Raw genomic sequence first — 12,732 nt, 5'->3', positions numbered from 1 at the left:
GTCTTTTTTTCATTATGAAGCAATTTCACCAGTTTTTGTATCATCTTGATTGTACGTATCTTGATCTAATTCACCAAGCCATTTACTTGAAATAAGACCTGCTGTCATAGAACCACTTACGTTAAGAGCTGTACGACCCATATCGATTAATGGCTCAACCGAGATAACTAGAGCAACAATACCGATTGGTAAGTTCATTGTAGATAGTACGATTAAAGCTGCGAATGTTGCACCGCCACCAACTCCGGCAACACCGAATGAGCTAATAGCAACAACAGCGATTAAAGTTAAAATAAATTGTGGTTGTAATGGATCAATTCCTACAGTTGGAGCGACCATCATTGCAAGCATTGCTGGATAAATACCTGCGCAACCGTTTTGTCCGATAGATACCCCAAATGAAGCTGCGAAGTTTGCAATTCCTTCGGAGATACCAAGCTTTTCTTTTTGAGCTTCAATATTTAATGGCATCGCACCAGCACTAGAGCGAGATGTGAATGCAAAAGTTAGTACAGGGAACACTTTTTTCAAATATTGAATTGGATTTAAACCAGACAATGCAATTAATAATAAGTGAATGATAAACATTACGATAAGTGCTACATAAGAGGCTAACACGAAGTTACCAAGCTTTAAAATAGCATTTATATCGCTACCAGCAACTGTTTTTGCCATAAGAGCTAATACGCCGTATGGAGTAAGGCGTAAAATTAATGTTACCATACGCATTACGATTGCATATACAGCATCAAGCATTTTCTTAAATAGCTCTGCTTGTTCTGGATATTTTCGTTTTACACCTATAAAGGCAATGCCGATAAAGGCTGCAAATATTACGACAGAAATTGTTGATGTTGGACGAGCGCCTGTTAAATCAAGAAACGGATTTGTAGGCAATAGCTCTAATAATTTATCTGGAATTGTTGTCTTTTCAATAGAAGTAAATCTTTCTTCAACTAGTTTCAGACGAGCAGATTCTGCATCACCTTGTTGCAAGCCTGTTGCAGATACATCAAATCCTGCACTTGCAGCGATACCGACAGCTGCAGCGATACCTGTAGTAAGAATTAAAATTCCTATAATAAGACCACTAATTTTACCAAGGTTTTTCGTTAACTGTAATTTTGTAAATGCTGAAATAATAGATACTAAAATAAGTGGCATAACGATCATTTGAAGTAATTTCACATAACCGTTACCAATTAAGCCAAACCAAGTATTTGATTCAATAATTACTTTAGAAGTTGGCTCATAAATGAATTGTAATATAAGACCGAATAAAATTCCGACTCCTAAAGCGGTAAATACACGTTTATTAAAAGATACATGCTTACGTTGCATATAATATAATACGCCAACTAAGATGAGCATGACTGCAACGTTAATTCCGACAAGCAGTGTATTCATGTTGATTCCCCCTAATTCCAATCTGTTATATAGAATATAAGGTAATAAAACCTATAAGTCAACTAGGAAATTCCGGGATTAAAAAAAAGATGGCAAAATGCCATCTTTTAATGTCCAGCCCCAGGGACAAGTAAAAATGTCGTGTAGTATGTAAATCCTATGAAGAAAACAGTTAAATATGCCCCGAATACGTATATATACATACGCTCTGTTAATTTTAAATAGCTTAAAAGTACGAAGAAACCTGTTTGTCCTAAAAATAGTAGTGCAGCCTGTTGCATATCTCCTACGTAAAACATAACCGAGAAAATTCCAGTCCAAAAGCCGAGAACGCGAAACATGCGATCCATGCTATTTCCCTCCTTTTCTAGAAAAAGTAAAACCTCTTTTCATTATAGTTTATTTTTATTACTATTGTAAATATTCGTTCATATAAAAAGAAGCCAATTATTATTGGCTTCTTTTTATATGATAAATTAAATTGTTAGTTTATAATTACAAGATTTACATCCATCTAATAGACTATCATGTCGAGTTAATTCCATGTTAGGGAATAGGATTTCAAAAATGCCTTTCATCATATCTCCGTGCATGTTACAAATTTCAGTTGGATGATGAACAGCAACTTCTTTAAATGGACAATTGTGTACATCATAGAAAATTTTTGTTCCATCTGCACTTAATTCAAATGCAGGTGATAAGCCGGCTGTTGAGAAAGCTTCTTTTGCAATTTGAACTTTTTGCTCTACTGTTAAAGCATCTTCACTCACATTTAAACGTTGCATATGTTGTTGCATTAATTCGGCCCCGAATTGTTTTCCTGTTTCGTATAGCGCTTTTTCACCAGCAGCGCCAAGGCTAAGTAAAGAATTAAATGCGATTCTTGCTAACAATTGATAATCACGGAATGGAAATTGTAATTGGATAACATCTTCAGATAAGACATACAATCTGCTCGGTCGTCCGCCTTTTCCAGTTTTCTTCGTTTCCGATTTTAGCATATGAACATCTTCTAGTTTAGATAAATGTAAACGCGCTACGTTTGGATGAATGTCAAACTCATCTGCAATTTCTTGTACCGTTACGTAACTATGTTTTTGCGAAATATATTTATAAATGTAATAACGAGTTGGGTCAGATAATACACCTGTAATTTTTAAAGCTTGTTCCATGAGGATCTCCACCTTTATCACTTTATCCAAGATAATAACATTATAATACAGATAAACATGAGTATAGGTAATTTCAGACAATAATTCGGAAATTGTTCATAATTTCACAAACATATTTTTCCTTTTTGTTCTAGTCAAAATACAAAATTCCAAATTTTTATTGTGCATGTTTTCATGCTATATACATAGTGAGGAGGGAAAAGTGATGAATGGGATTGAAATTTTTGCGAATACAATTTTAAAAGAAGCGTGTAGGGTACAAGCGTCAGATTTACATATTGTGCCCCGGCAGAAGGATGTAGCGGTGCAACTACGTATAGGAAAAGATTTAATGACGAGACATTGTATTAAAAAGGAGTTTGGAGAAAAACTTGTCTCACATTTTAAATTTTTAGCATCTATGGACATAGGAGAGAAACGGAAGCCACAGAATGGTTCGTTGTATTTGCAAATTGATGGACAAGAAGTGTATTTACGCCTTTCAACACTTCCAACAGTATATCAAGAAAGTCTCGTTATTCGCCTTCATTTACAAGCATCTGTGCAGCCCTTATCACATCTTTCGTTATTTCCAAGTACGGCAGCAAAACTACTCTCGTTTTTACGCTATTCACAGGGGCTACTCGTGTTTACTGGACCGACTGGTTCTGGGAAGACAACGACAATGTATGCATTATTAGAGGTAATTAGAAAAAAGAAAACACGTCGCATCATTACACTTGAAGATCCGGTTGAAAAAAGAAGTGACGATGTATTACAAATTCAAATAAATGAAAAAGCGGGTCTCACATATGAAACAGGATTAAAGGCTATTTTACGTCATGATCCAGATATTATTTTAGTCGGTGAAATCCGTGATGAAGAAACAGCAAAAATAGCTATAAGAGCAAGTTTGACAGGACATTTAGTCATGACAACGTTGCATACGAATGATGCGAAAGGAGCAATCATTCGTTTCATGGATTATGGTATAACGAGGCAAGAGATTGAACAGTCTTTATTGGCTGTAGCTGCACAGCGACTTGTCGAATTGAAGTGTCCGTTTTGCAGAGGAAAGTGCTCAACTTTATGTAAATCAATGAGGCAAGTAAGGCAAGCAAGCATTTATGAGCTGCTATATGGATATGAGTTAAAACAAGCGCTTAAAGAAGCAGATGGAGAATGTGTTACTTACAAACATGAGACTTTAGAATCGTCAATAAGAAAAGGATATGCTTTAGGTTTTTTAGAAGATGATGTTTATGTTTAAGAAAACTTGGAGTTTAAGTGATCAAGTAGTATTGTTGAAACGTTTAGGAGAATTACTAGAAAAAGGCTACTCTCTTTTACAAGCATTAGAATTTTTACAGTTTCAATTACCTGTAGAAAAGAAAGTACAATTGCAGCACATGATTGAGGGGTTAAAAGATGGGAAAAGTCTACACGATTCTTTTCATCAGTTAAAGTTTCATCAGGACATGTTAAGTTATTTATTTTATGCCGAGCGACATGGTGATATTTCTTTTGCTTTGCAACAAGGAAGTGCACTTCTTTATAAGAAAGATAAGTATAGGAGAGACATGATGAAAATCATGCAGTATCCTATGTTTTTAATGTTTTTTCTACTAATCATGCTTTTTATTTTCAACCTCATTTTATTACCTCAGGTTGAAATGGTTTATAGTTCGTTCGGTTCTAATACACCACTACTTACAGAACAAATTTTAAGTGCAATAAAACTGCTGCCTTACATTATTTTAACCGTTATTTTAACTGTTATTATTGGATGTAGTTTGTATATGTTGTATTTTAGGAAACTTCCACATATTAGCCAAGTAAAAATCATGCTTCGTATGCCCCTCATCAAAACATTTCTTATTTTAAAGCATTCACATTATTTTGCTACTCAGTTGAGTGGTTTATTAAATGGTGGACTATCAGTATGCGAAGCTTTAACAATAATGATGGAGCAAAGATATCATCCGTTCTTTCAATATGAAGCGAGCCGGATTGAAAGACAATTAATTGGAGGAGAACGGTTACAATCTATCATTGCTAAAAGTGGGTATTACGAGAAAGAACTTTCTTATGTTATTACGCATGGACAAGCAAACGGCAATTTAGCGATTGAATTAGGTGACTATAGCGATCTTATTATGGAAAAGATGGAACGGAAAATTAAACATATGTTAGTTATCATTCAGCCTATTTTATTTACATGTATTGGAGGAATCGTTGTCCTTATGTATTTAGCGATGATTATGCCAATGTTTCAAATGATGAATTCTATTTAGGGGGCATTTGTATGCGGAATGAGGAAGGATTTACTCTGTTAGAGATGCTATTAGTAATGGTTGTCATAACTATATTATTACTATTAATTATTCCAAATGTAGTTACACAGCGTTCATCGGTCCAAGGAAAAGGGTGTGCAGCTTACGTGAAATCTATAGAAGCACAAATACAAGTATATCAATTACAACATAATAAAATTCCATCGTTAAAAGAACTGACAGATGAAAAGTATATTACAACTGATAAGTGCCCGAATGGCGAATCTATTCATATTTCAGATGATGGCGCAGTATCAATTAGGGCATTGTGAAACAACAGGGGTTTACTTTTTTAGAAATGTTACTCGTTTTATTTGCTATTTCTGTATTAAGTGTAGTTACGTATTTTAGTGTTCATTCCTTATACGAGCGACAAAAAGTTGAACAATTTTTGAGACAGTTTTCAAATGATATTTTGTATATGCAGCAATTAGCGATAAATCGTCAAAAGCACTATACATTACGTTGGCATAAAGATAGAAATATGTATGCTATAAAAGAGTCAGGTACAAAGTATTATATCGTCAAGCGGGAGTATGAAGAAGATATACAAATTGATTTGCATACGTTTCCAAATCCGATGACATATAATCCAAGTGGAAATATTAATAGAGGTGGTACGATTATAATTTCATATCGAAATTATAAATATGAAATTGTATTTCAGCTTGGAAGAGGGAGATTTACGTATCGTGAAATGTCAAAAAGGATCCATAATGGCTGAAATGATTGTATCGTTAAGTATTTTAATGATGGCTGTATCGTTACTACTACCGCAAACAGTATTAGTTATGCAAGAAAGAAAAAATATACAAATTCGTTATAAGGCATCTGGATTATTAAAAAAGGAAGCAATTATATATATGTATGGAAATGAAGAAAAGCGAATAATAGAAAAGAATATAAATGGAATTGTGTATTACACATATTGGGGAGGCAATGAAGTTTGTACCATGTGGAGAGATGTGAAAGACAGAGTGATGGAACAATGCTTTTATGTAGGAGAAAAAATAAATTAGAATTTGGTTTTTCATTAATAGAAATGATTGTATGTCTGTTTCTATTATCAATATTTTTTTTGCTCTTTCCCCGCCTACATTTCATTGAAATGGAAAATAAACAGTCAAAAGGATTAAATGATTGGGAGTGGGATGTATTTTTAGGTCAAATGCAATTGGAGTTTCGTGAAGTATCATCTGGAGAACAGCTAGCATTTGAAAATGGAGAAAGTATTTTACGATTTCGATCGCGTAATGGGAGTGAAGTATCGTATGAAAAAGAGAATAGTCGTCTTATAAGAAAGGTAAATAGGCGCGGGAGGGAAGTTGTTTTACAAAATATTGGAACGGTTTCTTACAAACTAACACCTCATGTACTCATTATAAATGTGAAAGATACTAGCGGAAAAATATATGAAGGTGTAGTTATGCGATATAGTGAAATGGAAATGAATGTATGAGAGGGAAAAATGGGTTTACAATGCCTGGAACACTCATCTTTCTTATTTTATTAACTTCTTTTTTTATATACGAAACAAATATGTTGTTTACAGATAAAAATTTTTATATAGAAATAGAACAAAAGTTTTTACTGGATGAACTACTTAACCGATCTATTACAGATATAAAAAAAGACTTACAGCAAAAAGAAAAAGAAGGTGCATTTTTCTTTCAGTATGAAAAGGGAGAAGTGAGTGGAAATTATATCTTTGAAAATGATTTAATTCTCGTTGCGTTGCAGTGTACACTCAAACAGGAAGCTTTCTATACGGTGAGCTTTCGGTATAGAAAGAAGGATGGAAAAATAGTCGATTGGATAGAAGGATAATATGTAAAAATAAGAAGAAAAACCAGGGATTTCTATTGTAAATTGAATTGATTTTTTAGAAGAAATGGATAAATATAACGATTAAAAGTTTAAATTTTCTCAAAAAAGAGAAAGGTAGAAAGAATGTGATATATTCATGCTATCCAATCATTATTTTTAGGGAGAATAGGGAAATGACAAACAACAATCAAATAGGTGAAAATAAGGAACAAACTATTTTTGATCATAAAGGAAATAAGATTATGACAGAGGATAGAGAAATACACATTATTTCAAAATTCGAAGAACCTCTTATTGTCGTATTAGCAAATGTACTAAGTGATGAAGAGTGTGGTGAATTGATTGAAATGTCTAAAAATAAAATGAAGCGGTCTAAAGTTGGTTCATCACGTGATGTAAATGATATTCGAACAAGTAGCGGTGCATTTTTGGAAGACAATGAACTTACTTCAAAGATTGAAAAACGAATTTCATCTATCATGAATGTTCCTGCGTCGCATGGTGAAGGATTACACATTTTAAATTATGAAGTGGATCAACAATATAAAGCACACTATGATTATTTTGCGGAACATAGTAGATCAGCTGCTAACAATCGTATTAGTACGCTTGTAATGTACTTAAATGATGTAGAAGAAGGCGGGGAAACGTACTTCCCGAAATTAAATCTTTCTGTACATCCTAGAAAGGGAATGGCAGTATACTTTGAGTATTTTTATCAAGATCAATCACTAAATGAGCTTACGTTACACGGAGGGGCACCTGTAACGAAAGGCGAGAAATGGATTGCAACGCAGTGGGTGAGAAGAGGTACTTATAAGTAAAAGCGAGTGTTACGTTTTGTTCTTCATAGTATAAGAACAAAACGTTTTTTTATTAAACAAAGTAGCATCTTTCGTTATAATAACAATTAATAAATGACGATTGAGAGGACAGAAAATGAAATCTATATACATAACCGGCTACATGGGAGCAGGGAAAACAACAATTGGAAAAGCGTTAAGTAAAGAACTTCAAATGGATGTTGTAGATACTGATCAAAAAATCGAAGAGAAGCAAGAGAAGGCAATTCGTGATATTTTTGCCGAAGAAGGCGAAACGGCTTTTCGGGAATATGAAAGCGAAATGTTACGTTCGCTACCAGTCCATAATGTCATTATTACAACTGGTGGGGGAATTATTGAACGAGCGGAAAATCGCAAGTGGATGAAAGAGAACGGAACTGTCGTGTATTTATATTGTGATCCGCATGTAATTGCAGAAAGGCTTCGTGAAGATACGACACGTCCATTATTTCAAAAGAAAGATATAGATGCATTTGTAACGAAATTTGAATTACGCCGAGCTTATTATGAAGAGGCTCATATTCATATCGATACGACAAATAAGTCTGTAAAGCAAATTATGAATGAATTAAAGGAAAAGATTAATGTATAAAAAAGTGGACATACTAATCAAGTAGAGGTGATGATAATATGTCTACTAATGATTATGTTCGCTTTGTGACGCAGCAGTTTGTGTCGTATATGGATGCTCCAAAAGAAGATCGAAAACAAAAGAAAGAACAACGCCGTGCTGAAAAAGAGCCATTTATGAATAAGTGGTTTGGTGTTATGCCGCTGAGTGCTGCTTTGTTTTATCGAAATGTAAAAAGTAAAAGAAAAAAATCAAGTTAAATTTTAGTCATATGTCTAGCAAAATAAAGATGCCCTAGTGTCGTAATACACTAGGGCATCTTTGTTTACTGCACGGATTCTTGTTCTTCCGTAACGGCATGTATTTTATTGTTCACCCATACGAACCCTATTCCGATACAAATAGAAATGCCCCAGCCGACAGCGGTCATAATCGCTCTCATTTCACCATAGCCATCTACACCAAAAACAGAGATGAAATAAATTTTTAAAAAGCTTTTTAATATAAATTGTAGCCCGAAAAATAACGTTAAATATTGCAGTGCTGGATAGATACGACTATCACGATAAAGCTCACGACTTTTATCACGGTCATGACCTTGAAGTGCGGCAATATCTGCTGCGAAATATAACATAAGTGGTTTTTTTATAAAAATTGTACATATGACGATAATACCGAGTACGATGTGATAATACGCATCGTTCCATAACATTCGTTCAGCTGACCCAGATAATAGATCTACCGTTGTATTAGAAATGAGTGTAATTAAAATAAAGAACCCTGTCACGTTAAACTGTTTTTCTTTTTTAAAGGTATACAGTGTATAAATAATCCCCGGAACAGAGGAAAGTAACATCGCGTAATAAGGATCGATATAAGGTTTTGCAAATTTCCAAATGAGGAATGGGATTACGAGATAAAAGACAAGATCTAATATAGCTTTTTTATTTTGATTCATACAAAGCCTCCTTAAGTCATACATATATTTTATAATATAATTTCTGAAAATTGTATAAGGTTTAATGGGAAAAGAAAAAATATATCAATTTTTGAGGGATTAGTAGATTGAAAAAAATTGCCCCTAGCGTAGTAAGTTTTTTTAGTATATAATAAAGGAAACGCTTTCATTTTTAGTTTGTTCACAAAATGGACGGAAAATCACATATTTACTATCGATATGTTGCTTTATAATGAAACTAATTAAATATACATGCATACAATATTGTGAAATAAATAACATAAATAATCTATATAAATGTAAACGTTATCAAAAGAGAGAGGTGGAGACAATGAGTAAATTTTTCTTCAATCATAATCCAGCAACAGTAGAGGATGGAAGGCTTGTTAAATATGCTGAAATTATTTATGGAGAAGGTGGCCGTTCTGTATTAGAAAATTTAATGGTGAAGGCATCTATCAGATTGCGTGATCGTTATCCGAATAAATCTGACGAGCAGATCTCGAACCTAGTAAATAAAGGCATCCATGATATGTTTCAAAAATATGTGAGCGAGTAAGAGTAGCCAATGGCTGCTCTTATTTTTTGTATAAGGATTGTAACTCTAGCTGAAAATAAACATGTATTTTGAAAAACGCAAAAAGGAGTGGGAAAGATGAGCAATGGAATTGGACGTTCGAAAGAAAATCTTCCAACTGATGCAAATCATGTGAGCGCAAAGGATCGTGCACAGCAGAAACGTATGGCACAGAAAAAACAGCAAGAGCGTAGTGGCGATAGCGAGTAGGGTAGAAAATAGCTCAAAAGAGGCTCCTTCTAAAGCAGAAGGAGCTTCTTCAAGATAGAAAATGATTCGCGGTAACATAAAAAAGGCCACCGTTAATAATTTGCACTGTAATACGTGGTTCATACTGTTCTTGCAGAGCTTGTTTTTCAATTTCATAGCTCTCAGGAAGTTCGTCACTTTCTTCATAAAAACGGTTTAAAAGGTCTAAATCATGATTCCAACGCACTCTTGCTTCTTTTGCCCACGTATGGTCATCTTCTGCAATTATATTTTTTAAAGCGTCTTCTATGCGTTGTAAACCACTTTGAGGTTTAATGATGGGCGAGAGCGTAAAACAAAAATCAGGTATTTTTGGTGTAAGTTTAATGTTTGTTAATGTTTCATGAAAGTTTGCCATCATTGTTCCAGAAATGAGATGAATGCCAATCGAGTGAAGGATGTCTTTTTTTCGATCACATTGATAGGAAACTTTTATATTAATACCGAGCCAAGGGTGGAGCGGTGTATGTGTTGCCCCATTATGTCTTACATCCTCATATAAACGTATGTAAGAGCCTAATTCTTTTGTCGTTTGGAAAATTTGATGTAGACGTGGTGAACCGTAGTGAATAAGCTCACCATCATTTTCTTCATTTTCTGGATTTGTAATAAGAGTAAGGCGCATCGGATTCGGTACGCCTCCTGTTTTCTCAAGATAGTGCCAATAAAAAGGGCGATTCATTAATAATTTATCCATCTCAATTGTTAACTGTACATCTAATAAATGAGGAGAACGTTCTAAAATTTCACAGTTATTCGCCTCAAAGAAATTGTATAAGTAATTATGAATTTCATGTTGCTGCATAGCCTTGCACCTCAGCTTCATTTCGTTTCGCAAAGTCGATAATAGATGTTAAGTTTTCCATCTTAATTCTAATTTCACCTTCGCTTTTTGATTGCGCGAAAATTTCTTGAATATGCGCGTCGATGTTTTTCATATTAATTCTCGTTAAAATTTCATCGAGTTCACCGATAACACGCTCGAATAAGTTGATTTTTTCATATAACAGTTTCAGAATATGTTCTTCAACAGTATGCTTTGTAGCTAAGTTATAAATATGAACATCATTCTTTTGACCGAGACGGTGAATACGTCCGATTCTTTGCTCAAGACGCATTGGATTCCATGGCAAATCATAATTGATCATATGGCTACAAAACTGTAAGTTAATGCCTTCTCCGCCAGCTTCCGTTGCAATTAACACTTGGGCACGATTTTGGAAAAGTTCCTTCATCCAATCTTTCTTCCCGCGTTTAAATCCGCCGCGGAATGGGACAGAAGAAATACCGTGTTGTTGTAAAAACCATTGTAAGTACATCTGTGATGCTCGGTATTCCGTGAAAATGACGACTTTATCGTCAATTTCTTTTATAAGCTCTAGAGCTTTAGTTGCTTTCGAGTTGAAAGGAATATGATTAATTTTGTCCATTAGCACATCGATATGTGGATCTTTTATATAATGTTCATTTTCTTTCTGTCTTTTTTCTACATGCTTTTTCAATGAATAGTAAACAGCCTCACGACTACTACACGCTTCCCGTTTTAAAGTTAACGATGAGAAAGCAGATGTGAAGGCGTCTTGTCCTCGCCAATTTTCGATATCATTATATAGAGCTTGTTCTTGTTCATTAAACTCAACAAAAATTGTACGTACATGTCTCTTCGGCCAATCGATACCGGTATTATGTCGTCTATTTCGCACCATTACTTTGTTAATGAGAGCTTTTAAGTCTTCATCTGATTCGGCTGAACGATTTTTGGGAGCGTAATATTCTTCAAAGTTGGATTGATTGCCTAGATGTCCTGGCTTTAATAAAGAAACAAGGTTAAAAATTTCATCAATCTTATTTTGAACAGGAGTAGCAGTTAGTAATAAACAAAACTTCTTTTTTAATCGTTGTGCAAATTCATAGTTTTTTGTTTTATTATTTTTCAGTTTATGTGCTTCATCGATAATAATAAGGTCATATTCTAAGTTCAACACGATATCGCGATGTGGTGAACGTTTCGCAGTATCAATTGATGATACGATTACGTCAGCTTGTTCCCACGAGTAGCTTTTCTTTTGTGCTACAGCGGGAATGAAAAACTTTGTATTCAGCTCGTATGCCCATTGTGATACGAGAGAAGCTGGGACAAGTATAAGTACCTTTTTCACAAGCCCGCGGACCATGTATTCTTTCAAAATAAGTCCAGCTTCGATTGTTTTTCCAAGACCTACTTCATCTGCTAGAATCGCTTTACCATTCATTTGTTCAATTACATTTTGAGCGACTTCTAATTGATGCGGAAGCGGTGTGAAATGGGATAAATGTTTCGGTGCTTGTAGTCCATCAAAAGTAGGAACAAGTAACGATTTTTCTGTTTCATAAGCTAAGTGATATAAATCCCAGTTTGTCCAAGGACCATCTTCATCAATTCTATTTAAAAAATTGTTTTGCCACGTCCGATCTACGGAAATATCGACATTCATTACGACTCTCCCACCTTTTATAAACTAAAGTAATTATTTTTTAATGTATGATGATTTGCCTTAAAAGAAGGCATAATTATCGTTATTAAAGGCTATATGATAGACAATAATAAAGTATTAAATCTCAAAAGCTGTATTTATTGTGTTTTAACATAAAAAATTCTAAATTATTTTTTATGCTAGAATATTGATGAAATATAGCGAATGATGTTAGGATAATGGTGTGAAATGTGTGGAATCTTTCGTATTTTATCCAAGAAAGTGATTTTTTATTTACGCTTTCATAAAAAAATATAATGAGATTCCGTATATCCTATCTTTTCAGAATGAAAATGTTTAG

19 protein-coding genes are annotated in these 12,732 nt (G+C 34.1%); 12 read left to right on the top strand and 7 right to left on the bottom strand.

The window, feature by feature from the left end; translation table 11 throughout:
- Positions 1 to 12: 12 nt before the first annotated feature.
- The 3 genes from ACS2FK_RS02880 to ACS2FK_RS02870 form a co-directional block, all read right to left on the bottom strand.
- Positions 13 to 1,407 carry an L-cystine transporter gene (locus ACS2FK_RS02880; RefSeq protein ID WP_001094344.1) on the bottom strand — a complete coding sequence of 465 codons (1,395 nt, stop codon included), beginning with the start codon at positions 1,405 to 1,407 and terminating at the stop codon, positions 13 to 15.
- A 107-nt stretch (positions 1,408 to 1,514) separates the two neighbouring features.
- Positions 1,515 to 1,757 carry a DUF2626 domain-containing protein gene (locus tag ACS2FK_RS02875; RefSeq protein ID WP_000375619.1) on the bottom strand — a complete coding sequence of 81 codons (243 nt, stop codon included), beginning with the start codon at positions 1,755 to 1,757 and terminating at the stop codon, positions 1,515 to 1,517.
- Positions 1,758 to 1,883: 126 nt separating this feature from the next.
- Positions 1,884 to 2,579: a helix-turn-helix transcriptional regulator gene (locus ACS2FK_RS02870; RefSeq protein ID WP_000434124.1), complete on the bottom strand. Its 696-nt coding sequence runs from the start codon at positions 2,577 to 2,579 to the stop codon at positions 1,884 to 1,886.
- A 205-nt stretch (positions 2,580 to 2,784) separates the two neighbouring features.
- On the opposite strand from ACS2FK_RS02870, the gene comGA reads away from it, so the two are divergent.
- From comGA to ACS2FK_RS02820, 10 genes are all read left to right on the top strand, one after another.
- On the top strand, positions 2,785 to 3,828 hold the full coding sequence (gene comGA / locus ACS2FK_RS02865) for a competence type IV pilus ATPase ComGA (RefSeq protein WP_001013177.1): 1,044 nt from the start codon (positions 2,785 to 2,787) through the stop codon (positions 3,826 to 3,828).
- A complete protein-coding gene (comGB, locus tag ACS2FK_RS02860) occupies positions 3,821 to 4,852 on the top strand; it encodes a competence type IV pilus assembly protein ComGB (protein WP_000475180.1) in 1,032 nt (343 codons plus the stop codon). Before comGA ends, comGB begins: the two co-directional genes overlap by 8 nt.
- Before the next feature lie 11 nt (positions 4,853 to 4,863).
- Entirely contained in the window at positions 4,864 to 5,163 is a 300-nt protein-coding gene (gene comGC / locus ACS2FK_RS02855; protein ID WP_001243321.1) for a competence type IV pilus major pilin ComGC, read from the top strand.
- The gene (comGD, locus tag ACS2FK_RS02850; RefSeq protein WP_002094140.1) at positions 5,160 to 5,615 is read left to right on the top strand and encodes a competence type IV pilus minor pilin ComGD; all 456 of its coding nucleotides are present in this window, start codon (positions 5,160 to 5,162) and stop codon (positions 5,613 to 5,615) included. Before comGC ends, comGD begins: the two co-directional genes overlap by 4 nt.
- Positions 5,608 to 5,910: a hypothetical protein gene (locus ACS2FK_RS02845; RefSeq protein WP_000829462.1), complete on the top strand. Its 303-nt coding sequence runs from the start codon at positions 5,608 to 5,610 to the stop codon at positions 5,908 to 5,910. Before comGD ends, ACS2FK_RS02845 begins: the two co-directional genes overlap by 8 nt.
- Positions 5,880 to 6,350 (top strand): competence type IV pilus minor pilin ComGF, encoded by a 471-nt coding sequence (gene comGF, locus ACS2FK_RS02840; protein ID WP_000923097.1) that lies wholly within the window; start codon positions 5,880 to 5,882, stop codon positions 6,348 to 6,350. The genes ACS2FK_RS02845 and comGF overlap by 31 nt, the downstream gene beginning before the upstream one ends.
- Positions 6,347 to 6,718 carry a competence type IV pilus minor pilin ComGG gene (gene comGG, locus ACS2FK_RS02835; protein ID WP_001214374.1) on the top strand — a complete coding sequence of 124 codons (372 nt, stop codon included), beginning with the start codon at positions 6,347 to 6,349 and terminating at the stop codon, positions 6,716 to 6,718. Before comGF ends, comGG begins: the two co-directional genes overlap by 4 nt.
- A gap of 173 nt (positions 6,719 to 6,891) precedes the next feature.
- On the top strand, positions 6,892 to 7,542 hold the full coding sequence (locus tag ACS2FK_RS02830; RefSeq protein WP_000183853.1) for a 2OG-Fe(II) oxygenase: 651 nt from the start codon (positions 6,892 to 6,894) through the stop codon (positions 7,540 to 7,542).
- A gap of 115 nt (positions 7,543 to 7,657) precedes the next feature.
- Positions 7,658 to 8,155, top strand: a complete 498-nt coding sequence (aroK, locus tag ACS2FK_RS02825) for a shikimate kinase AroK (protein WP_000836649.1) — start codon at positions 7,658 to 7,660, stop codon at positions 8,153 to 8,155.
- A gap of 38 nt (positions 8,156 to 8,193) precedes the next feature.
- A complete protein-coding gene (locus ACS2FK_RS02820; RefSeq protein WP_000106083.1) occupies positions 8,194 to 8,394 on the top strand; it encodes a YqzE family protein in 201 nt (66 codons plus the stop codon).
- 65 nt (positions 8,395 to 8,459) lie between these two features.
- On the opposite strand, the gene ACS2FK_RS02815 is transcribed toward ACS2FK_RS02820, so the two are convergent.
- Positions 8,460 to 9,092, bottom strand: coding sequence for a VC0807 family protein (locus tag ACS2FK_RS02815; protein WP_001073111.1), 633 nt, complete (start codon positions 9,090 to 9,092; stop codon positions 8,460 to 8,462).
- A gap of 141 nt (positions 9,093 to 9,233) precedes the next feature.
- Positions 9,234 to 9,350, bottom strand: a complete 117-nt coding sequence (locus tag ACS2FK_RS02810; protein ID WP_003279814.1) for a hypothetical protein — start codon at positions 9,348 to 9,350, stop codon at positions 9,234 to 9,236.
- A 73-nt stretch (positions 9,351 to 9,423) separates the two neighbouring features.
- Here ACS2FK_RS02810 and ACS2FK_RS02805 point away from each other — a divergent pair, with 73 nt between their 5' ends.
- Together ACS2FK_RS02805 and ACS2FK_RS02800 are read left to right on the top strand one after the other, a co-directional pair.
- Entirely contained in the window at positions 9,424 to 9,651 is a 228-nt protein-coding gene (locus tag ACS2FK_RS02805) for a hypothetical protein (protein WP_000032702.1), read from the top strand.
- A 96-nt stretch (positions 9,652 to 9,747) separates the two neighbouring features.
- Positions 9,748 to 9,879: a hypothetical protein gene (locus ACS2FK_RS02800; protein WP_000064665.1), complete on the top strand. Its 132-nt coding sequence runs from the start codon at positions 9,748 to 9,750 to the stop codon at positions 9,877 to 9,879.
- A 49-nt stretch (positions 9,880 to 9,928) separates the two neighbouring features.
- Here ACS2FK_RS02800 and ACS2FK_RS02795 read toward each other — a convergent pair whose 3' ends face one another.
- Positions 9,929 to 10,723 carry a YqhG family protein gene (locus ACS2FK_RS02795; protein WP_001183963.1) on the bottom strand — a complete coding sequence of 265 codons (795 nt, stop codon included), beginning with the start codon at positions 10,721 to 10,723 and terminating at the stop codon, positions 9,929 to 9,931.
- Positions 10,710 to 12,392, bottom strand: coding sequence for a DEAD/DEAH box helicase (locus ACS2FK_RS02790; RefSeq protein WP_063548634.1), 1,683 nt, complete (start codon positions 12,390 to 12,392; stop codon positions 10,710 to 10,712). Before ACS2FK_RS02790 ends, ACS2FK_RS02795 begins: the two co-directional genes overlap by 14 nt.
- Positions 12,393 to 12,732: the final 340 nt, after the last annotated feature.

Source organism: Bacillus cereus group sp. BceL220 (genome assembly GCF_051776965.1).
GTDB lineage: Bacteria > Bacillota > Bacilli > Bacillales > Bacillaceae_G > Bacillus_A > Bacillus_A cereus.
This window is presented reverse-complemented; position numbering and strand designations above follow the sequence as displayed.

Excerpts from the sequence above, each read along its gene's own strand:
- ACS2FK_RS02880 (WP_001094344.1), bottom strand. The coding sequence starts at position 1,407 with ATGAATACACTGCTTGTCGGAATTAACGTTGCAGTCATGCTCATCTTA.
- ACS2FK_RS02875 (WP_000375619.1), bottom strand. The coding sequence starts at position 1,757 with ATGGATCGCATGTTTCGCGTTCTCGGCTTTTGGACTGGAATTTTCTCG.
- ACS2FK_RS02870 (WP_000434124.1), bottom strand. The coding sequence starts at position 2,579 with ATGGAACAAGCTTTAAAAATTACAGGTGTATTATCTGACCCAACTCGT.
- comGA (WP_001013177.1), top strand. The coding sequence starts at position 2,785 with ATGAATGGGATTGAAATTTTTGCGAATACAATTTTAAAAGAAGCGTGT.
- comGB (WP_000475180.1), top strand. The coding sequence starts at position 3,821 with ATGTTTAAGAAAACTTGGAGTTTAAGTGATCAAGTAGTATTGTTGAAA.
- comGC (WP_001243321.1), top strand. The coding sequence starts at position 4,864 with ATGCGGAATGAGGAAGGATTTACTCTGTTAGAGATGCTATTAGTAATG.
- ACS2FK_RS02845 (WP_000829462.1), top strand. The coding sequence starts at position 5,608 with ATGGCTGAAATGATTGTATCGTTAAGTATTTTAATGATGGCTGTATCG.
- comGF (WP_000923097.1), top strand. The coding sequence starts at position 5,880 with ATGCTTTTATGTAGGAGAAAAAATAAATTAGAATTTGGTTTTTCATTA.
- comGG (WP_001214374.1), top strand. The coding sequence starts at position 6,347 with ATGAGAGGGAAAAATGGGTTTACAATGCCTGGAACACTCATCTTTCTT.
- ACS2FK_RS02830 (WP_000183853.1), top strand. The coding sequence starts at position 6,892 with ATGACAAACAACAATCAAATAGGTGAAAATAAGGAACAAACTATTTTT.
- aroK (WP_000836649.1), top strand. The coding sequence starts at position 7,658 with ATGAAATCTATATACATAACCGGCTACATGGGAGCAGGGAAAACAACA.
- ACS2FK_RS02820 (WP_000106083.1), top strand. The coding sequence starts at position 8,194 with ATGTCTACTAATGATTATGTTCGCTTTGTGACGCAGCAGTTTGTGTCG.
- ACS2FK_RS02815 (WP_001073111.1), bottom strand. The coding sequence starts at position 9,092 with ATGAATCAAAATAAAAAAGCTATATTAGATCTTGTCTTTTATCTCGTA.
- ACS2FK_RS02810 (WP_003279814.1), bottom strand. The coding sequence starts at position 9,350 with ATGCATGTATATTTAATTAGTTTCATTATAAAGCAACATATCGATAGT.
- ACS2FK_RS02805 (WP_000032702.1), top strand. The coding sequence starts at position 9,424 with ATGAGTAAATTTTTCTTCAATCATAATCCAGCAACAGTAGAGGATGGA.
- ACS2FK_RS02800 (WP_000064665.1), top strand. The coding sequence starts at position 9,748 with ATGAGCAATGGAATTGGACGTTCGAAAGAAAATCTTCCAACTGATGCA.
- ACS2FK_RS02795 (WP_001183963.1), bottom strand. The coding sequence starts at position 10,723 with ATGCAGCAACATGAAATTCATAATTACTTATACAATTTCTTTGAGGCG.
- ACS2FK_RS02790 (WP_063548634.1), bottom strand. The coding sequence starts at position 12,392 with ATGAATGTCGATATTTCCGTAGATCGGACGTGGCAAAACAATTTTTTA.